We start from the raw sequence: 18,895 nt of genomic DNA, 5'->3' as shown, positions 1-18,895 counted from the left end.
CAAGCTCTTGAGGCGGCTACTTACAGTCCTGCTGCTCGCCTGCGTGGCGGTGGGGGTCGTCCCGCCCGCGGCTCAGGCACACAACGTGCTGATAGGCAGCGATCCCCGGGACGGAGCCACGCTGACGGCCTCACCCGAGCGGGTGACGCTGGTGTTCGACCAGGCGGTGCGGCAGGGGTACGCGCAGGTGGGCGTGACGGGGGCGGACGGGTCCGCGTGGGCCGACGGGGCGGCCGTGGTCGCTGCCGAGCGGGTGTCGGTGAAGGTCAAGCCGTTGCCGGCCGGAGGGTCGTACGTGGTGGGGTACCGAATCCTGTCGGCCGACGGGCATCCGGTGACCGGGAAGATCATCTTCAAGCTGGCCGCGAACGCTTCTGGGGCCGCCGCCGGCCGGCCGGCCCAGGGGCCCGGCGCGGACGCTGCCGATCAGCCGGCCCAGGGCTCCAGCGCCGATGCTCCCGGAGCCGGCGCCGGTGAGACCACCCGAGGCTCCAGTGCGACAGCCGCCGAGGCGGCGGCGAACGGCGGGGCCGGGATGGCCGTGGTGTGGATCGTGGGCGCGTTGCTGGTGCTGGCCGCGGGCACGGCCGTGGCCCTCCGCCGCTCCGCAGCGGCCGGCGGGCCCGGCGCGGCGTCCGGCCCGGTGGGGGCTCGGACTACGGCCGAACCGGCCGACGTCCACGTGCCCGGGGACGAGAGGGCGCGGTCGTGACTGTCGAGGCTCCGCCTCTCCCCCGCCGGCGCGTCGGCGGGCGGCTGGTGGCCGGCGGGTTCGGTGTGTGCGCGGTGGTCGCGGCCGTGGCGGCGAGCTCGTTCACGGGTCAGGACCCGGTGCCCGGCATTGCCATGCCGAGTCCCATCGTGTCCGTTGGGCTGCCGATCGTCCGGGTCTTGCTCGACGTGGCCGCCGTGGTGGTGGTCGGGTTGAGCCTGCTGCCCAAGCTGCTCGGCTTCGATGACCCGGAGCGCACGGAGCCGGTGCTGCTCAGGGTGCGGCCGCTGGCCGTGATGGCCGCCTGGGCGTGGGCGATCTGCGCACTGCTCACGATCGTGTTCCAGACGGCGGAGCTCAACCCGGGCGGCGTGCCGACGTTCGGGATGATCGCCGCATATGTCGGCGATGTCGGCACGGGCCAGGGCCTGCTGTTCAGCGCGGCGTGCGCACTGGCGGCGGCGGGCATCGGGCTCATGGCGGTGCGGTTCGGCGAGAAGGTGCCGGCCGAGCTGCGGGTGATCGTGGCGTTGTTCGGGCTGCTGCCCATCCCAGTCACCGGGCACGCCGTGAACTCGGTCTGGCACGACCCCCTCATGGTCTCGATGGAGATCCATGTGATGGGCGCGGCGGCGTGGACGGGCGGGCTGGTGGCGACGGCCGTGTTCGTGGCGCCGCACAAGGAGCTCCTGGCCGTGGTGCTGCCGAAGTTCTCCAGGATGGCGACGGTGTGCCTGCTCCTGGTAGGCCTGTCCGGTCTGATCACCGGGCTGGGCACGATGGCGCTGACGCCGGGTGTGACGTTGCCCGGCGCGATCGTGACCAGCCCCTACGGAGTCCTGGTCGTCGTCAAGACACTGCTGATGGCGTCGCTGGTGCCGCTGGCCGCGCACATCCGCTTCCGCCTGCTGCCCGCCGTACGCCGGGGCCGGGCCACCGCCCTGGTGGGGTGGGCGGCGGCCGAGGTGTCGGTGATGGGCCTGGCTTACGGGGTGGCGGTGGCGATCACGCGGGCCTCGATCGGCTGAAGGTCGCGTTTGCCGGCGATCCACTCGACGGCCAGCCAGGCGGCCAGCAGGCCGAGCCCGGCCCAGACGGCGGACGACGTGGCCAGGGGCGGCGCGCCCAGCAGCCCTTCCTGGCCCTTGACGGCGCCGTACACCTGGCCCATGATCGCGCTCTGCGCCACCAGCGTGCCGTACGCGGCGGCGGTCGCGCCGGCGGCCCCCAGCACGGCGCGTGCCACCGGCACCCGCACCAGGAACGCGACGTCCACCAAGAGCCCGGCCACGACCAAGAAGAACGGCACCGCCGACGGCGGGAACCCGGTGAACGTCAGCAGCGGCCAGACCAGCGTCCTGAAGCCCACGTAGGCGGCGGCCACGAGAGTGGCCGCGCCGAATCTGCCGATGAGTAACCGCGCCACCACCAGCACCGACAGCCCGACCACCACGGCGTAGACCGGGTAGAGGAAGTCCGGCACGGGCAGGGCGAACCCGGTCATCATCGTCCGGTCCACCGGCCGTTCCATCTGGTCGGCGGCGAACTGGAGCAGGATCGGCTCGGCGTAGACGGCCTTGTTGTCCCAGGCGCCGATCGACAGGATGCCGTATTCCTGATGTTGCTCGGGGAAGTGCACGTTCTCCAGGAAGAACGCGAAGAGCGCGCCCAGCACGACCGTGCGTTCCCTGCCGGGGGGCCGAGCTCCGGCGCCCATGAACCAGCCGCGGATCACGCCGGCGATCATGAAGAACGTTCCAACGTACAACATGATGTGCGACGGGCTCCACGAGGTGATGTCGAGCCCGTTGACCCGGTGGTTGATCAGGTCGAGCGGGACCGCGACGAGGAAGATCCCGGTGCCCCACTGGATCGTCCTGAGCGCCACCTTGTCGACGCCGTAGCCGGTATAGCCGTGGATGATCGTCAGCGCGAGGGCGAGGGCCGTGCCGGCGGAGTTGAGCAGGTGCGGCGGGGCGAGGTCGTCGCGCAGCCACTTGAAGTGCCACGAGACGTCCCAGGCCGAGCCGAGCACCTTGAGCGTGAACGCCGCCAGCCAGCCGAAGTAGAGCACCCTGAACAGTTCCTGCGGCGTCTCACGCCCCGCCTGGCCTCTGGTCCAGTACGGCAAGGCCCACTCTGCGGCCCTCTTGAACGATGCTGGAGACTTCACGGGAAGGAATCTTACGGTCATCGCGGGGCGGGTCCGCGCCTGCCGCGTCAGGCAGGGGCGGCGGCGCGCAACGAGTACATGAGGGGGATCTTGGGCGCGCCTTCCGGCAGGCGGTAGCCGGTGCCGTCGTTCGACAGCGTGGCGAAGCGGCGGAAGAGCGTGTGGTCGTGCTCGTGCACGAACTCCACCCGCAGGCCGGCCGCCGCCACTGCGCTGACGACCTCGCCGAGGCCGTGCTGGAACTGCACAGAGGTGCGGTGCTCGGTCAGCTCGCCGCCGGTGTAGGTGTACGGCTCGTCCCAGACGTGCGGGCCGCGGGCGAAGTAGTCGTGGGTGACTGTGGTGCCGGTCTCGTCGTCCAGGATGTCGGCGAACGGGTGGAATTCCGCGAGATACAGGAATCCGCCCGGGTTGAGCAGCGCGGCGACCGTCTCGGCCCACCGGGTGAGGTCGGGCAGCCACACGAGGGCGCCGATGCCGGTGTAGACGATGTCGTAGGTCTCGCCGAGCGCCTCGGCCGCGGCGTACACGTCGGCGGTGACGAACCTCGCCTGGATGCCGCAGCCGGCCGCGATGTCCCTGGCCTGGTGGATTGCGGCGGCCGAGAAGTCCAAGCCGGTCACCTCGGCGCCGAGCCTGGCCCAGGAGAGCGTGTCCAGGCCGAGGTGGCACTGTAGATGCGCCAGGCGGCGGCCGGACACCTCGCCCACCTCCGCTACCTCGAACGGCCTCAGAACGCTCCGGCCGCTCGTCCTGAAGCCGTCGACGTCGTAGAAGTCGCTGCCGACGTGGAGGGGGACGCGCGCGTTCCAGTTGGCCCTGTTCATCTCCAGGTAGTCCATGGCGACCGAGCGTAGAGGGAGCGTGGATCACGGCGCCTGTGGTTTTCATCGGGGGCGCAGGCGTATGGGGAGGTGTTTGAGCCCGTTCTGGAAGTTGGACGTCAGGCGGCTTGGGGCGCCCGCGAGCTCGACGTCCCAGGAGAGCAGCTCACGGAAGATCGCGCGGAACTGGGCGCGGGCCAGATGGGCGCCGAGGCAGAAGTGCGGGCCGAAGCCGAAGCTGACGTGGTCGTTCGGGGCGCGGGCGATGTCGAAGCGGTCGGGGTCGGGGAAGACGGACGGGGCGCGGTTGGCGGCGGCGTGGTAGACGACCACCTTGTCGCCCGCCCTGATGAGTCGGCCGGCGAGGGTGAGGTCGCGGATGGCCGTACGGCGGAAGTAGATGACGGGCGGCCAGAAGCGGAGCATCTCCTCGATGGCGGAGTCCAGCAAGGAGGAGTCCTCGCGCAGGCGGGCCAGCTCGGCTGGGTGCTGAAGGAGGGTGAGCAGACCCCCTTCTCGACACTTACCCGCGCCTCGTCCGCAAGCGACTTATCCACAGGACCGTTGCTCGGCGTCCCGCCCGGACGGCCGGGCGTGCATGATGAGCGCGTGACTCCCGAAGACGCAGAGGCGATACTCCAGGAACACTTCGCCCCCTGGATCCAGCAGCTCGGACTGCAGGTGGAGGAGGTGGGCGAGCGCCATGCGGTCGTGCGGCTGCCGTGGTCCGACGATCTGGCCCGAGAGGGCGGCGGGCTGTCCGGCCAGGCGATGATGGCGGCCGCCGACACGGCCACGGCACTCGCCATCTCCTCGGCGCGGGGCGAGTTCGTGCCGATGACCACGGTGCAGCAGTCCACCACGTTCCAGCGGCCGGTGATGGGCAAGGACGTGCTGATCGACGTCCGCATCACGAAGCTGGGCCGCACGCTGGCCTTCTCGGAGATCACGCTCACGGCCGAGGGCAGCGCGGAGACGGCCGCCCATGCCACGACGGTCTACGCCGTCCTGGGCTGACGAGCCGACTTTTTGATCTCCGCGTATTCGCAGCTCAGCGGCATCTGACAACACGCGGGAGAGCCGGCGGTGAACGCCGTCTCAGGGTTCTCTCAGGTGCGGAAAGTAAGCTCCTCGTCATGAAGCGTGTGGCCGCGCTGGTGACGGCACTCGCACTCATCGGGGTGACGACGTGGCTGGTGTGGCCGTCGGCTCCGGAAGTGCGGGCCCAGGACCAGAAGATAACCGTCGTCGACGGACCAGCCGACGACCAACGGGTCGAGCTCGATGCGACGTTCTTCCCGCCGCCAGGTGGCGGGAAGGCGCCTGCCGTGCTGATCGGCCACGGTTTCGGCGGCAGCAAGCAGAGTGTCCGGCAGCAGGCGACGCGCGTCGCCCAGGACGGCTACGCGGTGCTGACCTGGTCGGCGCGCGGCTTCGGCCGCTCGACCGGTGAGATCGCGCTCAACTCGCCCGACTACGAGGTCAAGGACGTCAAGCAGCTGATCGACTGGCTGGCCAAGCGTCCGGAGGTCCTGCTCGACGCCTCGGGCGACCCGCGTGTCGGCATCGTGGGCGGCTCGTACGGCGGCGCCATCGCCCTGATGACGGCGGCCCACGACCAGCGGGTCGACGCCATCGTCCCGCAGATCACCTGGTCCGACCTGGCCGACGCGCTCTTCCCCAACGCGGCCGCCGCCACCGGTCAGCAAACGGCGACCGGCCTGGGGCAGCCTGAGAGCGGCGTGTTCAAGCGCATGTGGGCAGGCATCTTCTTCGGTCAGGGCGTCTCGCTGGAGAGCTTCGCGCTGCAGGGCCAGGGGCAGCGGCAGGCGGCCGGGGCGCTGACGCCCCAGCAGGCACGCTGCGGCAGGTTCCTGCCCGCGATCTGCGACATGTACCAGCAGGTCGCCACGGATGGAAAGGCCACGCCGGAGGCCGTCGCCCTGCTGCGCAAGTCGAGCCCGATCACCGTGGCCGGCCAGATCAAGGCGCCCACGCTGCTTCTCCAGGGCCAGCGCGACTCGTTGTTCCCGCTCAGCCACGCCGACGCCAACGCCAAGGCGATCGCCGCCGCCGGCACCCCGGTCAGCATGGCGTGGTTCGACGGCGGGCACGACGGCGGCAACGGCGAGGCCGACTGGCTCTTCGAGCAGTCCTCGGCCTGGTTCGCCCGCTACCTGAAGGGTGACGGCTCGGCTCAGACGGCGCCGCCGGTCAGCGCGTTCACGGTGACGCGCGACGGCGGGCGCGACCCCGGCACCCGCCAGCGCATCCGCCTGCACCCGGAGGCGGCCTCCTACCCCGGTATCACAGGCACCGACACCACGACCGTGGAGCTGAGCGGCCCCGAGCAGAACATCGTCAACCCTCCCGGCGGCGCCCCTGCCTCGATCTCGACGGTGCCCGGCATCGGCGGCCTGCTGGGCGGCCAGAACACCGCCGGCGTGTCGATCGACATGCCCGGCCAGAGCGCCGCGTTCGAGTCGCGGCCCCTGACGGCTCCGCTCCAGCTCACCGGCAGCACCACAACCACGATCAAGGTGTCGGGCAAGGGTGAGGCGACGCTGTTCGCGAAGCTGTACGACGTTGCCGACACCACACAGCCGCCGACCTTGCCCGCCGGGCTGGTGGCGCCGATCCGAGTGACGATCCCGGAGGGCGCGGGCAGCGTGGAGGCCACGATCACCTTGCCCGCCGTGGACCACCGCTTCGCCGTCGGACACCGGCTCCGCCTGGTGGTGGCCACGACGGACATGGGCTTCGCGACTCCTGCCGAGCCCGCCACGTACCAGGTGTCGCTGGCCTCACCCACCCTCGCCGTCCCGACGGTGCGCACGCTCGCGGCACCGCCGACCGGGGTCGCGTGGTGGGTGTGGGCGATGCCGCTGGCCGCCGTGGTGATCGCCGCCGCCCTGTTGGCGACCGGCCGTACCTCGTCCCTCGTACCGGCGGGCGCCAGGGCGCGCCGCCGGCCCGTGCCCGCGATGGAGGGCCGCCAAGACTCGGCGCCCGCACCGGCTCCCGATGGGCAGCCGCATGACGCACCTGCCCTGGCTCCCAACGGGCAGACGCATGACGCACCAGCCCTGACTCCCAACGGGCAAGCACATGACGTACCGGCCATCACCCTGAACGGTCAGGCTCACGACACGCCGGCCACCAGCCCGAACGGCAACGCGCCAGAGGCGCACCACGCCAGCCCGAACGGCCAGGCACACGACGCTGCTGCCGCCGTTGTGCCTGACTCCGAGCCGGCGGACGTGTCCGCCGGCGCGTACGGTCTCGCGGGCAACGACGGCCACGTGGCGAGTGACAGTATGGGCGGGGGCGCCGGACAGGCGGGTGTGCGCGAGGCCGCGCCGAGCGCCCACAACGCCTCACTCGAACCCGAACAGGACGGCGAGCCGGTGCCGCTGGAGATCAGCGGGCTGACGAAGGCGTACAGGAACGGGGAGCTGGCCGTCGACGGTCTGTCGTTCCGGGTCGAGAAGGGCCAGGTGCTGGGCCTGCTCGGACCGAACGGCGCAGGCAAGACGACCACGATGCGGATGATGATGGGACTCATCCGGCCGGACGACGGCGAGATCCGGATCTTCGGCGACCGCGTGACGCCGGGGGCGCCGGTGCTCTCCAGGCTCGGGTCGTTCGTCGAAGGCCCCGGCTTCCTGCCGCACCTGTCCGGACGGGACAACATCCAGCTCTACTGGGCCGCCACCGGCCGCCCGGCCGCCGACGCCCATTTCGACGAGGCGCTGGAGATCGCCGGCCTGGGCAAGGCGCTGGAACGTGCCGTACGCACCTACTCCCAGGGCATGCGGCAGCGGCTGGCCATCGCGCAGGCCATGCTCGGGCTGCCGGACCTGCTCGTGCTCGACGAGCCCACGAACGGTCTCGACCCACCCCAGATCAGGGAGATGCGCGAGGTGCTCAAGCGCTACGCGCTCGACGGCCGTACCGTGATCGTCTCCAGTCACATGCTCGCCGAGGTGGAGCAGACCTGCAGCCACGTCGTCGTCATGCACCGGGGCCGGCTGGTCTCCGCCGGGCCGGTGTCGCGGCTGCTCACCTCTGCCGCCACCGGCAACGGGCACGGGCCGCGGCTGGAAGACGTGTTCCTCGACCTCATTGGAGACAAGTCATGACCGCCGCGCCGGGCTATGCGCCCCGCCGCACGCTGCCGCTGCGGGTGGAGATCATCAGGCAGTTCAAGCGGCGGCGGACGATGGTCATGTTCGGGCTGCTGCTGGCGCTGCCGTGGATCCTGGTGATCGCGTTCCAGTTCGGGCCGCAGTCCAGTGCGCCGCAGCAGTCGTCGCTCCGCATCTCCGACCTGGCGACCGAGAGCGGACTCAACTTCGCCGCGTTCGCCCTGTCGGTGTCGGCCAGCTTCCTGCTGGTGGTCGCGGTCGCCCTGTTCTGCGGCGACACCGTGGCCAGCGAGGCCAACTGGTCGTCGCTGCGTTATCTGCTGGCCGCCCCGATCCCCCGGGACCGGCTGCTGCGGCAGAAGCTGATCGTGGCGCTGGGCTACTCGGCGGCGGCCGTGATCTGCCTGCCGCTGATGGCGCTGCTGGCGGGCACGCTGGCGTTCGGGTGGAACGACATCCAGGTGCCCGGCACGGGTGAGACGATCCCGGCGTTCGACGTGCTGCCGCGCTTCGGCATCGTGATCGGGTACGCCCTGGTGAGCCAGCTCGTGGTGGCCGCGCTGGCGTTCTTCATCTCGACCGTCACCGACTCCCCACTCGGTGCGGTCGGCGGGGCGGTCGGGCTCTGGATCGTCTGCAACATCCTGCAGGCGGTCGAGGCGCTGGGCGTGCTGCGCGAGTTCCTGCCCACGTTCTGGAACAACTCCTGGGTCGATGCCCTGGTGCCGGAGCTGGACTGGAGCGGCATGGCGAAGGGCGCTTCGGTGTCGATCACGTACGCGGCCATCCTGATCGCGGTGGCCTTCCGCCGCTTCCGGCGCAAGGACGTGGTCAGCTAGCGGCCGAGGCCCGCGTCGCGGGCGCGGATGATGGCCTCGGCGCGGGAGGCGACCTGGAGCTTGGCGAAGATGCTGGAGATGTGGTTGCCGACCGTCTTGGGCGCCAGTGACAACCGGGTCCCGATGGAGGCGTTGCCGTGGCCGGCGGCGATCAGGTCGAGCACCTCCCGCTCCCGCCGCGTGAGCTCCGGGAAGGGCTCTCCCGGGGGTTGAGGGGCCGTGAGGTGGCCGAGTACGCGGCGGGCCACACCGGGACCGAAGATCGCTTCGCCGGCGGCCACGGCGCGGATCGCGCGGACGATCTCATCCTGTTCCGCGCCCTTGAGCACATATCCGCGTGCCCCGGCCCGCATGGCCGCGAACACGGACTCGTCGTCCTCGTACATCGTCAGCATCAGGACCGCCACCCCCGGCGCGGCCGCGGCCACCTCGCGGGCAGCGTCGATGCCCGACATTTCGGGCATCTGGATGTCGAGGACGAGGACGTCAGGCGCCAGGGTGACCGCCGCCCGCACGGCTTCCCGTCCGCTGGACGCGGTCCCGGCCACGTTCATGCCCGGCACGGTGGACAGCAGGGCCGCGAGCCCGTCGCGGACGATGGGATGGTCGTCGGCGATGACGACGCGCAGGCTACTCATGACGCCACCGCCAGCGGCAGCAGTGCCACCACCCGTCCCCCGCCGACGTCTCCCGGGCCCGCCTGGCAAGTGCCGCCGAGTTCCTCGGCGCGCTCGCGCATGGACCGCAGGCCCACCCCCGGCCGCCAAGCGCCGCCGCCCTCACCGTCGTCGCTCACCTCCACGTGGAGGCGGTCCCCGAGCTTGAGGTCGATGCGGGCGGTCGCGGTACGGGCATGGCGGGCGACATTGTTCAGCGCCTCCGTGACAATGCGGTACGCGGCGACCTCCACGGCGGCGGGCAGCGAGGCCAGGTTGCGGGACGCGCGGATGCTGACGTCGAGCGACAGCCGCTCGGCCTGTTGCCGCAGCGCACCCACCAGGCCGAGATCGTCGAGCGCGGGCGGGCGCAGACCGTACACCAGCCGCCTGATGTCCTCGATGGCCGACGTCACCTCGGCACGCAGCCTGAGGAGCAGCTCCTTGGCGCGGGCGGGGTCGTCGGTGAGCACGTTGCCCGCCGCATCGGCCTGGTACACCACACCGGTGAGGGTCGGGCCGAGCCCGTCGTGCAGGTCGCGGCGCAGCCGGCGGCGCTCATCCTCCCGGGCCACCACGATGTGCTCGCGGATGCGCTGCAGCTCTTCGGACAGGCCGGTGGCGTGCACGGCCACCGCCAGCGGCACGGCCAGCAGCTCCAGGACCCGGGCGTCGGCCACGGAGATCGCCTTCTCCCCCGGACGCAGGCCGACGATCAGCTCGCCCACGCGGTCGCCGCCGTAGACGAGGGGAACGGTGTGAAGGCGTTCGGGGGCCGTGCCGTACGAGGTGCGTTCCACGGCCGCGCCGGCACCACCGATGCCGGCCGCCGCACCGCCTCCGACGCCGGCCGTCGGGACGCCACCGAAGTCGGTCGAGCGGAGCGCGGCGAAGGGCAGACGCAGGACTGTGCACAGTGCGGCCACTGCTCCCGCCAGGCCGGGGGCGGGATCGGCCAGGCGGCGTCCGATGCGCGACAGGGCGCGGGCCGGGTCGTCGCGGTCGCCGTACATGAGCCGGTCGACGATGCGCTGCAGGCGTACCCGCACCGGGTTGAACCCGACGGCGATCAGCACGGTGGCGAGCACCGAGTCGCCGGGCCCGGCACGGCCCAGCACGGTCACCAGGACGGCGTAGACGACGATCACGCCCGAGGTGAGGAGCGTGTACAGCACCGTCCGCGAAACGATCAGGCGGATGTCGAGCAGGCCGTGGCGCAGGATGGCGACGGTGATCGCGATCGGGACGAGCGGGATGGCCAGCAGCATCAGCACCGGCCCGGTCCGGAACACCCCCCACACGACCATGATCGCCACGAGCAGGAGCACGGCGAGCAGGAGCCACAGGAGCTGGCGGCGCTCACGCTCGCCGCCCCGGCGGTAGCGCAGCCCCAGGCCGGCGAGGGCGACCAGGACGAGAACGGCGCCGCGCACCTCGGTCGCCGTCCAGAGGACGGCCAGGTCGTCATGGAACGGGATGGTGAGGTAGCCGACGACGTCCGTGCCGATCGACAGGCTGGTCGGAGAGGCGCCCATCTCCAGGACGAAGAGCGGCGCGGTCAGGACCGTCACAGGGACCAGCCACCTCCACCCGGGGCCCGGCGGGCGGCCGTCCGGGAAGAGCAGGAGGACGAGCGGTAAGCACAACGCGATCGACCACGGCCAGGCGTAGGCGGCGAACGTGGCGAGGGTCCGCAACGCGGCGGTGGACCAGCCGTGCGCCTCGCCGGTCGCCAGCAGTCCCGCCCCGGCGGCGGTGCCGGCCTGGGTGACGGCGGCGGCGAGCAGCAGCCAGCCGATGGGGTTGCGCGGGCGCTGCCAGGCGAGCAGGACGCCCGCGCAGCCGAGGGAGAGACCGATGGCGGAGTTCGTGACGATGAAGCTCTCGGTGGCGGCCTCGAAGGTCATTCCCGCTGCTACGGCGGCGGTCACGCCGGTGATCGCCTCGGTCACCGCCACCGCGAACAGGCCCCAGGCCAGCACCTTCATACGGTCATGATGGGCGTTCGCGGAGCCCGGCGCATAGGGGCGTGCCCCCAGAGCGGCCGGGAAGATCGCCCGGCCCGGGCGGGGGCGTGCGCCGTGCCGCGACGACCCGTCAACGACCGAGCATGAGCCTGCCCGGACGGCCGTGGCGCCGGGTCCGACCCCGGACGGCCAAACCACCGGACCCGGACCTACTCGATTGGGAGACATCATGACCATCGGCTCCGCCACCGTGCGGGTGCGTGACACACGTGCCTTCCGCCGCCGCTCTCTCGCCGTGCTCCTGCCGCTCGGCCCGCTGTGCGTGGCCGTCATCCGCGCCATCCTCCCCTACGGCACGACCGACGACGCCGCCGCCCAGCTGGCCGCGGTGGCGGCCGGGCAGGGGGCGCAGGGCGCGGTGCTCTGGCTCATTCCGCTCGCCGTCCTCACGCTGGTCCCCGCCTTGTTCGTGCTGACGCGGCTGGCGCTGCGCGGTGCGCCGGTGCTGGCGATCGCGGCGATCACGCTCGCCCTGCCCGGTTACCTGGGGATGGCCGCGCTCGGCGTCTCGGACGCCGCCGCCCTGGCCGCGGTGACGGCCGGGCTGAGCCCTTCGGACGGCACGGCGGTGCTGGAGGCGCTGGCCGCCCAGCCCGCCCTCTCGCTCTCCGTCGGCCTCTTCGTGCTCGGCCACGTGCTGGGGACCGTGCTGCTGGGCGCCGCCCTGTGGCGGGCGCGGATGATCCCCGCCTGGGCGGGCGCGGCGCTGGTCGCCTCGCAGCCGCTGCACCTGGTCTTCGTGCTCACCGGCGCCCCCAAGCTCCTGGACGGGGGCGCGTGGGTGCTGACCGCGCTCGGGTTCGCCGCCGCGGCGCTCACGCTGGCCAGGATGAGCGACGAGGACTACGAACCGCGTGGGTGAGCGGACGCCCGGCACCAGAGGACTTCCTGGGGCCGGGCCACCTCCTGGACCCGGTCCGGCGTGTCAGAGGGCGCGTGCGAAGGTGACCAGGTGTGTGCCGGGGCCGTTGTAGTCAGGGACCGGGTCGCTCGCCGTGAAGCCCATGCGCCGGTGGAAGGCGATGGACGCCTCGTTGACCGGCGAGGTGATGGCTTTGACCACGTGCCGGTCGTGGGCGCGGGCCAGGGCGAAGAAACGCTCGTACATCGCCCGCGCCACACCCCCGCCCCGTGCGGCGGGAGAGACGCCGACGAAATGGATGTACGCCTCGTCCGCCGCCGACGGCGAGAGGAAACCGACGAGGAAGCCCGCCATGCCCTCGGGGCCCTCCGCGACCAGGCTCGTGCCATGGAAGTGGTCGAGGAAGAGCCTGGGCAGGGAGGCCAGGACGGGACGACCCCACCACTCGTCGACCACGGCCGCCACGGCGTCGTAGTCGGCGGGCGTGGCGGGGCGCAGCACGTGCCCGGTCAACGGAGTCACTCCCAGTGCGGCGGCCGGTTCTCCACGAAGAAGTCGTCCGGGTCCTCTTCCGGCAGGTCGTCGCCCCAGCCCAGGTCCCTGTCGTCCGCCGTCTGCTCGGGGTAGAAATCTTCCACGGGTGACATGCTACCCAGATGGACAAACCAACACCCGGTGTGTCCGCAGGTCCAGGGACATGTCGCGGCCGCGGCGGTACGATGCGGGGGCAGGTGTCGCCTACCCCTCGTGAGGCTGCCCCATGGCCACCCCTACAGGCTGGCGGCGAGAAGGCAATCTGCCGGCGGAGCTCACCAGCTTCATCGGTCGTACGCGTCTCCTTGCCAACCTCAAAAGGTACCTCGGCGAATCACGCCTGGTGACCGTCACGGGCATCGGAGGTGTCGGCAAGTCGCGCACGGTGCTTCGGCTGGCCCACCAGGTGCGCGCCCAATACCCCGACGGCGTCTGGTTCGCCGACCTCGCCCGGCTGCAGGACACGGGCATGGTCAAGCACACCATCGCCTCGGCTCTGCGCATCGCCGACCAGTCCACGCGCGCGGAGTCCGAGACGCTGTCGGAGTGGGTGGGCGAGCGGGACATGCTGCTCATCATCGACACCTGCGACCGCGTGGTGCAGGGAGCCGCGGAGCTGGTGCAGGAGCTGCTCGAGGCCGCGCCCAATCTCAAGGTGCTGGCCACCAGCCGGCAGTCGCTCAACCTGCCCTACGAACACGTGCTCCCCGTGCCACCGCTGCAGATTCCGGGAGAGGACCCGGCCGAGACCTATTTCGTCAACGAGTCCGTGCAGCTGTTCGCGGCCAGGGCCGGGGCGAGCGTGCCCGACTTCCACCTGGACGAGGACAACATCAACGCGGTGGCCGAGCTGTGCCGGCGGCTCGACGGCATCCCGCTGGCGATCGAACTGGCGGCGGTGCGGCTGCGGGCGCTGTCGGTGGAGCAGATCCTGGGGCTGCTGGCCGACCGGTTCAGCCTGCTGGCCGGCGCCAGCCGTACGGCGCTGCCGCGGCACCAGACGCTGCGTGCGGCCATCGGCTGGAGCCACGAGCTGTGCGAGCCGGCCGAGCGGCTGCTGTGGGCGCGGTTGTCGGTGTTCGCCAACGACTTCGAGCTCGACGCGGCGCGCTTCGTGTGCTCGGACGCGCGACTGCCGTCCGGGCGGATCACCGACCTCGTCACCGGCCTGGTGGAGAAGTCGATCCTGCTGATCAGGAGCAACCACGCCGGGGTCAGATACAAGTTGATCGACACCCTGGCGGACTACGGCGACGAGTGGCTGGACAAGCTCGGGGAGAAGGACCGGATGCGCCAGCGCCATCTGGAGTACTACCTGAGCCTGGCCCAGCGCAGCGAGGACGCCTGGTCGGGGCCGCGGCAGATCTACTGGTTCGTCCGCATGCGCCAGGAACACGACAACGTGCGGGTGGCCCTGGAGCATGCGCTCAAGACGCCGGGCAAGGAGGTCCTGGCGCTGACCCTGCTGTCGTCGTTGTGGTTCATGTGGGTGTGCTGCGGCTTCGCCCGCGAGGGCCGCCTCTACCTCGAGCGGGCGCTGGAGGCCAACCCGGATCTCAGCAGGGAACGCTGCAAGGCGCTGTGGGTGCTCTCCTACGTGCGCAGCGCCCAGGGCGACAGCGTTGGCGCGCGGGAGGCGGCCGAGACGTGCAGCACCGAGGCCGTCCGGGTCGGGGACTCCCGGGCCGTGATCCTGGCCTCCAAGATGCAAGGCACGGCCGCGATGCTGCAAGGCGACCTCCAGAAGGCCAGCGCCCTGCTGGGCGTGGCGATCGAGTTCAACCCCGACAACAAGGAGCTCAACCCGGGGCTGCTCCCCGCCATTGTCGAACTGTCCATCGTCCTCACCACCCAAGGGGAGCTGAATGAGGCCGAGTCGCTGCTGCAGGACTGCCTCCAGGTCTGCCGCGAGCGCGGCGAGCTCTGGCTGAGCTCGTACGCGCATTGGGCGCTGTCGCTGCCGATGCTGGCGATGGGCAGGGCGGACGAGGCGTTGCGCACCGCCCTGGAGGGGTTGCGGATCAAGCGTCACTTCCACGACACCGTCGGCACGCTCATGGTGCTCGAGACGGTCGCCAAGATCTACTCGACTCAGGGCCAGATCGAGCGCGCCTCGCGGCTGCTCGGGGCGCTGCATCAGAACTGGCGCTCCTCCGGCCTGCCCATGCTGGGCGCTCCTTTCCTCACGGCCGAGCACGAGAAGTGCGTCCAAGAGTGCAAGAGGACTCTCGGCGAGGACGGCTACAAACTGGAATTCGAGGCGGGCACAAAACTAGACCTGGACGAAGCCGTCACTCTTGCACAGGAAGAGTTCGACGATCTCCAGGGCCCAGACCGCAATACTTTCGGCCCATAGCCCGTAAATAGGTGAGCGATTGGGCAAATTCGGCTCCGGGTACGCCCCACGAGAACGACATCTTGTCCCGATGAGGGGGCATTTGCCACTGTTTCTCATGGGGAGGCTGCGCACCCATGCCCGAAATCCCACCTATATCCCTACCTGACCTTTTCATCCCGTACCCGGCCAAGCTCAACCCCTTCGAGGCTGTAGTGGCCGAGCACACCATCGCCTGGGCTCGGAAGTTGAAGCTCATCGAAGACGAGACCGCAACCTCGCGCTTCGCAGGCGAGTCCTACTCCCGGCTCGTCGCAAGGCTCTACCCGGAGGCCTCGGTGCCGGTGCTCGCGCTGGCCGCCGATCTGAACAGCTGGTTCCACGTCTACGACGACCAGTTCGAGCTCGCCGAGGTGGGCTCAGACCCGGATCTGGCGCGGCGCATGGCCGACAAGTTCCGCGCGGTCCTGGACGGCGCGCCGCTCGACACCACCGCAGGCCCGATATTGCACGGGCTGGCCGACATCCGCGACCGCATGCGTCTGCACGCCGGTGCGCAGTGGTGGCACCGCTTCGCCACCCACCTCCAGGACTGCTTCGAGACCGCCCAGTGGGAGGTGGACAACCGCACGACGGGCCGGATCCCCGACCCCGACAGCTATGTCGAGCACAAGCTCAACATCGCCTACGTCCCGCCCTCGTTCGACCTCATCGAGCTCGCCGAGCAGTTCGAGGTGCCGGACGAGATCCGCGCATCGGCCGCGTACCGCACTCTCGTCCACGAGGCCGGGCACGTGGTCGTCTGCACCAACGACCTCATCGGCCTGCGGCGCGAGCTGCTGCAGGGCGAGTTCCACAACCTCGTCATCGTCTACTGGAAGGCCTTGAGCTGCCCCCTCCAGGAGGCCGTCGAGATGGTCAACCAGAAGATCTCCGAGCGCATCGGCGTCTTCGAGGGGGCCAAGGCAGACCTCCTGCGCGTCTTCGACGAGCTCGGCACCGACCGCAACCGGCGACACGGGACCCTGCGCTGCGTCATGGGGCTCGAGAACTGGATGCGCGGCTACCTCGACTGGGCCAAGGAGACGCGCCGCTTCGCCGACCCGGTGCTGCGAGGCCAGGTCACCGGCTTCCAGCGCGAGTTAGTCGACTAGACCCCGTTCGACTGGAACAAGCCCCGTTCGATTAGAACAAGCCCTCTATCCCGAACATGCGGGCGGTGTCCACGGCCGAGGGCACGCCCGCATGGGGGTCGGCGCCCGCGTCTACCAGCGCTTTGACCACCTCGAGCTCCTTCTTGAAGACCGCTCCGGCCAAGGGGGTCTGGCCGCGGTCGTTGGGCCGGTCGACCTCGGCGCCCAGCTCGATGAGCATCCGCACCGTCGGCGCGTGACCGTAGTAAGCCGCCAGCATCAGCAAAGTGTCACCTTTGCCGTTGGTCAGGTTGACCGGCACGCCGGCCTCGACGTACGCGCGCAGCGTCTCGGTGTCGCCCACCCTGGCCAGGTCGAACATCCTGGTGGCGAACTCCTCCAGCTCCGGGTCCCCGTCCATGCACCCATTGTGCCCCGGTAGGGTTGCCCCCCACGGAATCGTTCCGCCCCACCATAGACGCGGAATCGTTCTGGCTCGCCATAGGTTCTGTGAGTGAAGTACCTACGGAAAGGCTGTCCAACCGTGTTCGACCCGAAGGATCTATACCAGCTCGCAGATGACGCGCCCGAGCTGCATGATCCGGTGTTGCTGTACCACTTCGACGGCTTTGTCGACGCGGGCGGCGCCGGACGTCTCGCACTGGGCCACCTGCTGGCCGAGCTGGAGCACCGGGTCGTGGCGACGTTCGACGTGGACCGGTTGCTCGACTACCGGTCACGCCGGCCCATCATGACCTTCGACACCGACCGCTGGGTCGAGTGTGAGAGCCCGGAGCTGGCCGTTCATGTCATGAGGGACTCGACGGGGACGCAGTTCCTGGTGATGAGCGGGCCCGAGCCCGACAGGGAGTGGGAGCTGTTCGCCAAGGCCGTGGGGACGCTGGTGGCGCGGCTGGGGGTGAGCAAGCTGGTGACGATGCACGGCATCCCGATGGCGGTGCCGCACACCCGGCCGCTGGGTCTCACGATGCACGCGAGCAGGCCCGAGCTAATAAATTCGCAAACGAGCGCGTTCGGGCGTGTCCAGGTGCCGGGGAGCGTGGCGGCGGTGATCGAGTTCCGGCTCGGGGCAGAGGGGCACGACGCGCTGGGGTACGCGGTGCACGTGCCGCACTACCTGTCCCAGGCCGAGTACCCGACGGCCGCCGTGGCCGCGTTGGAGGCCGTGACGCGGGGGACGGGGCTGGTGTTCCCGATGGACGCGCTGCGTGACGCGGCACAGCGTACGAACGTGGAGATCGAGGAGCAGATCCAGGCCTCCGCCGAGCTGTCCACGGCGATCAAGGGGCTCGAGCAGCAGTACGACGCCTTCGCCGGGGGCACCGACCGCGAAAACCTCATCGCCGAATCGACCCCGATGCCGACGGGGGATGAACTCGCTGCCCAGTTCGAGCGCTTCCTCGCAGAACGTGACGACCCCCAAAACCCATAAAACCTTTCTTCCTTTACGGCGGTGCCACGTGGGCCGCCGCTCGGCGTACTTCGGCTCAGGGCCCTCCAGGAACACGGCCTCTGAGCCCTTCACCGGCGGGCCGCCGTTACGGAGCGCATTCTGGGCCGACTACGTGGTTTCGATAGCCTGGGCCGATGAGTGAGATCCGGGTGGGGCTTGTCGGATATGGCGTTGCGGGGGCCTACTTTCACGCGCCCTTGATCCATGCCACGCCGGGGCTGTCGTTGGCTGCTGTCGTGACCAGGAATGTGGAGCGGCAGGCTGAAGTCGGTGCTCGATACGGGGCCTTTGGGCTGGCGGAGGTTGAGGAGCTTTGGGGGCGGTGTGATCTTGTAGTGGTTGCTTCGCCCAACAGGACGCATGTTTCCCTTGCCGCGGCGGCCATGGAGCGGGGACTGCCTGTCGTCGTGGACAAGCCGCTCGCCAGGACCGCCGAGGAAGGGTGGGGGCTGGTGCGGCTGGCCAAGGAGCGTGGGGTCATGCTCACCGTGTTCCAGAACCGGCGGTGGGACGGCGACTTCCTCACGGTGCGGCGGATGATCGGTGAGGGGGCGCTGGGTGGGGTGCGGCGGTTCGAGTCGCGGTTCGAGCGGTGGCGGCCGGTGCCCAAAGGCGGATGGCGGGAGTCCGGTGGCCAGGAGGAGGTCGGCGGGCTGCTCTACGACCTCGGGAGCCATCTCGTCGATCAGGCCCTGCAGGTGTTCGGGCCGGTGCGGGAGGTCTACTGCGAGAGTGACGTCCGGCGTGACGGGGTGGCCGCGGATGACGACACGTTCGTCGCGTTGACGCATGCCGGTGGAGTGCGCTCGCATCTGTGGGTCAGTTCCGTGGCGGCGCAGCATGGGCCGCGCTTTCGGGTGCTGGGCTCGGCGGCGGCGTACGTGAAGTACGGGATGGATGTGCAGGAGGAGCGGTTGCGGGCGGGGGTCGCGCCCGACTCGACCGGGTTCGGGGAGGACGAGGAGGCACACTGGGGGATGCTGGGCACGGACGACGAGCACCGGGTCGTGCGTACCGAGCCGGGGGCGTACCTGGACTTCTACCGCGGCGTCGTGGCGGCCTTGCGGGACGGTGCCGCGCCGCCCGTGGATCCGGAGAGCGTCGTCGAGGCGCTCTCCGTCATCGAGGCGGCGCGGATGTCGGCCGAGCGGCGCGTCGTCGTCCGGCTGCCCTGAACC

17 protein-coding genes are annotated in these 18,895 nt (G+C 70.5%); 10 read left to right on the top strand and 7 right to left on the bottom strand.

Features of this window, described 5'->3' with window-relative positions:
• Positions 1 to 7 precede the first annotated feature (7 nt).
• Both ACTWPT_RS47545 and ACTWPT_RS47540 read left to right on the top strand, forming a co-directional pair.
• Entirely contained in the window at positions 8 to 712 is a 705-nt protein-coding gene (locus ACTWPT_RS47545) for a copper resistance CopC family protein (protein WP_443184150.1), read from the top strand.
• Positions 709 to 1,740 (top strand): copper resistance D family protein, encoded by a 1,032-nt coding sequence (locus ACTWPT_RS47540; RefSeq protein ID WP_443184149.1) that lies wholly within the window; start codon positions 709 to 711, stop codon positions 1,738 to 1,740. The genes ACTWPT_RS47545 and ACTWPT_RS47540 overlap by 4 nt, the downstream gene beginning before the upstream one ends.
• Here the strand turns inward: ACTWPT_RS47540 and ACTWPT_RS47535 are convergent.
• Genes ACTWPT_RS47535 through ACTWPT_RS47525 form a run of 3 tightly spaced genes read right to left on the bottom strand, consistent with a single transcriptional unit; the run spans position 1,698 to position 4,159 of the window.
• Positions 1,698 to 2,885: a hypothetical protein gene (locus tag ACTWPT_RS47535; protein ID WP_443184148.1), complete on the bottom strand. Its 1,188-nt coding sequence runs from the start codon at positions 2,883 to 2,885 to the stop codon at positions 1,698 to 1,700. The genes ACTWPT_RS47540 and ACTWPT_RS47535 overlap by 43 nt on opposite strands.
• Before the next feature lie 47 nt (positions 2,886 to 2,932).
• Entirely contained in the window at positions 2,933 to 3,727 is a 795-nt protein-coding gene (locus ACTWPT_RS47530; RefSeq protein ID WP_443184147.1) for a class I SAM-dependent methyltransferase, read from the bottom strand.
• Between the two features lie 45 nt (positions 3,728 to 3,772).
• The gene (locus tag ACTWPT_RS47525; protein ID WP_443184146.1) at positions 3,773 to 4,159 is read right to left on the bottom strand and encodes a cytochrome P450; all 387 of its coding nucleotides are present in this window, start codon (positions 4,157 to 4,159) and stop codon (positions 3,773 to 3,775) included.
• A gap of 159 nt (positions 4,160 to 4,318) precedes the next feature.
• Between ACTWPT_RS47525 and ACTWPT_RS47520 the strand changes: the two genes are divergently transcribed.
• The 3 genes from ACTWPT_RS47520 to ACTWPT_RS47510 all read left to right on the top strand — a co-directional run bounded on the left by ACTWPT_RS47520 (position 4,319) and on the right by ACTWPT_RS47510 (position 8,696).
• Positions 4,319 to 4,726: a PaaI family thioesterase gene (locus ACTWPT_RS47520; protein ID WP_443184145.1), complete on the top strand. Its 408-nt coding sequence runs from the start codon at positions 4,319 to 4,321 to the stop codon at positions 4,724 to 4,726.
• Between the two features lie 119 nt (positions 4,727 to 4,845).
• Positions 4,846 to 7,851: a CocE/NonD family hydrolase gene (locus ACTWPT_RS47515; protein ID WP_443184144.1), complete on the top strand. Its 3,006-nt coding sequence runs from the start codon at positions 4,846 to 4,848 to the stop codon at positions 7,849 to 7,851.
• Positions 7,848 to 8,696 carry an ABC transporter permease gene (locus ACTWPT_RS47510; RefSeq protein ID WP_443184143.1) on the top strand — a complete coding sequence of 283 codons (849 nt, stop codon included), beginning with the start codon at positions 7,848 to 7,850 and terminating at the stop codon, positions 8,694 to 8,696. The genes ACTWPT_RS47515 and ACTWPT_RS47510 overlap by 4 nt, the downstream gene beginning before the upstream one ends.
• Here ACTWPT_RS47510 and ACTWPT_RS47505 read toward each other — a convergent pair.
• Positions 8,693 to 9,334 carry a response regulator gene (locus ACTWPT_RS47505; RefSeq protein ID WP_443184142.1) on the bottom strand — a complete coding sequence of 214 codons (642 nt, stop codon included), beginning with the start codon at positions 9,332 to 9,334 and terminating at the stop codon, positions 8,693 to 8,695. The two genes, ACTWPT_RS47510 and ACTWPT_RS47505, sit on opposite strands and share 4 nt — an antisense overlap.
• Entirely contained in the window at positions 9,331 to 11,340 is a 2,010-nt protein-coding gene (locus ACTWPT_RS47500; RefSeq protein WP_443184141.1) for a sensor histidine kinase, read from the bottom strand. Before ACTWPT_RS47500 ends, ACTWPT_RS47505 begins: the two co-directional genes overlap by 4 nt.
• A gap of 208 nt (positions 11,341 to 11,548) precedes the next feature.
• On the opposite strand from ACTWPT_RS47500, the gene ACTWPT_RS47495 reads away from it, so the two are divergent.
• On the top strand, positions 11,549 to 12,241 hold the full coding sequence (locus tag ACTWPT_RS47495) for a hypothetical protein (RefSeq protein ID WP_443184140.1): 693 nt from the start codon (positions 11,549 to 11,551) through the stop codon (positions 12,239 to 12,241).
• A 63-nt stretch (positions 12,242 to 12,304) separates the two neighbouring features.
• Here the strand turns inward: ACTWPT_RS47495 and ACTWPT_RS47490 are convergent, their stop codons facing one another.
• The gene (locus tag ACTWPT_RS47490; protein ID WP_443184139.1) at positions 12,305 to 12,754 is read right to left on the bottom strand and encodes a GNAT family N-acetyltransferase; all 450 of its coding nucleotides are present in this window, start codon (positions 12,752 to 12,754) and stop codon (positions 12,305 to 12,307) included.
• A 247-nt stretch (positions 12,755 to 13,001) separates the two neighbouring features.
• Here ACTWPT_RS47490 and ACTWPT_RS47485 point away from each other — a divergent pair, with 247 nt between their 5' ends.
• Both ACTWPT_RS47485 and ACTWPT_RS47480 read left to right on the top strand, forming a co-directional pair.
• Positions 13,002 to 15,131, top strand: coding sequence for an ATP-binding protein (locus tag ACTWPT_RS47485; RefSeq protein WP_443184138.1), 2,130 nt, complete (start codon positions 13,002 to 13,004; stop codon positions 15,129 to 15,131).
• 116 nt (positions 15,132 to 15,247) lie between these two features.
• Positions 15,248 to 16,264 (top strand): terpene synthase family protein, encoded by a 1,017-nt coding sequence (locus ACTWPT_RS47480; RefSeq protein WP_443184137.1) that lies wholly within the window; start codon positions 15,248 to 15,250, stop codon positions 16,262 to 16,264.
• Positions 16,265 to 16,295: 31 nt separating this feature from the next.
• On the opposite strand, the gene ACTWPT_RS47475 is transcribed toward ACTWPT_RS47480, so the two are convergent.
• The gene (locus ACTWPT_RS47475) at positions 16,296 to 16,664 is read right to left on the bottom strand and encodes an ankyrin repeat domain-containing protein (RefSeq protein WP_443184136.1); all 369 of its coding nucleotides are present in this window, start codon (positions 16,662 to 16,664) and stop codon (positions 16,296 to 16,298) included.
• 123 nt (positions 16,665 to 16,787) lie between these two features.
• Here ACTWPT_RS47475 and ACTWPT_RS47470 point away from each other — a divergent pair, with 123 nt between their 5' ends.
• On the top strand, positions 16,788 to 17,696 hold the full coding sequence (locus tag ACTWPT_RS47470) for a proteasome assembly chaperone family protein (RefSeq protein WP_443184135.1): 909 nt from the start codon (positions 16,788 to 16,790) through the stop codon (positions 17,694 to 17,696).
• Positions 17,697 to 17,851: 155 nt separating this feature from the next.
• A complete protein-coding gene (locus ACTWPT_RS47465) occupies positions 17,852 to 18,892 on the top strand; it encodes a Gfo/Idh/MocA family protein (protein WP_443184134.1) in 1,041 nt (346 codons plus the stop codon).
• Positions 18,893 to 18,895 lie beyond the last annotated feature (3 nt).

The sequence above is a fragment of the Nonomuraea sp. 3N208 genome (assembly GCF_052245935.1).
In the GTDB taxonomy this organism is placed as follows: domain Bacteria; phylum Actinomycetota; class Actinomycetes; order Streptosporangiales; family Streptosporangiaceae; genus Nonomuraea.
This window is presented reverse-complemented; position numbering and strand designations above follow the sequence as displayed.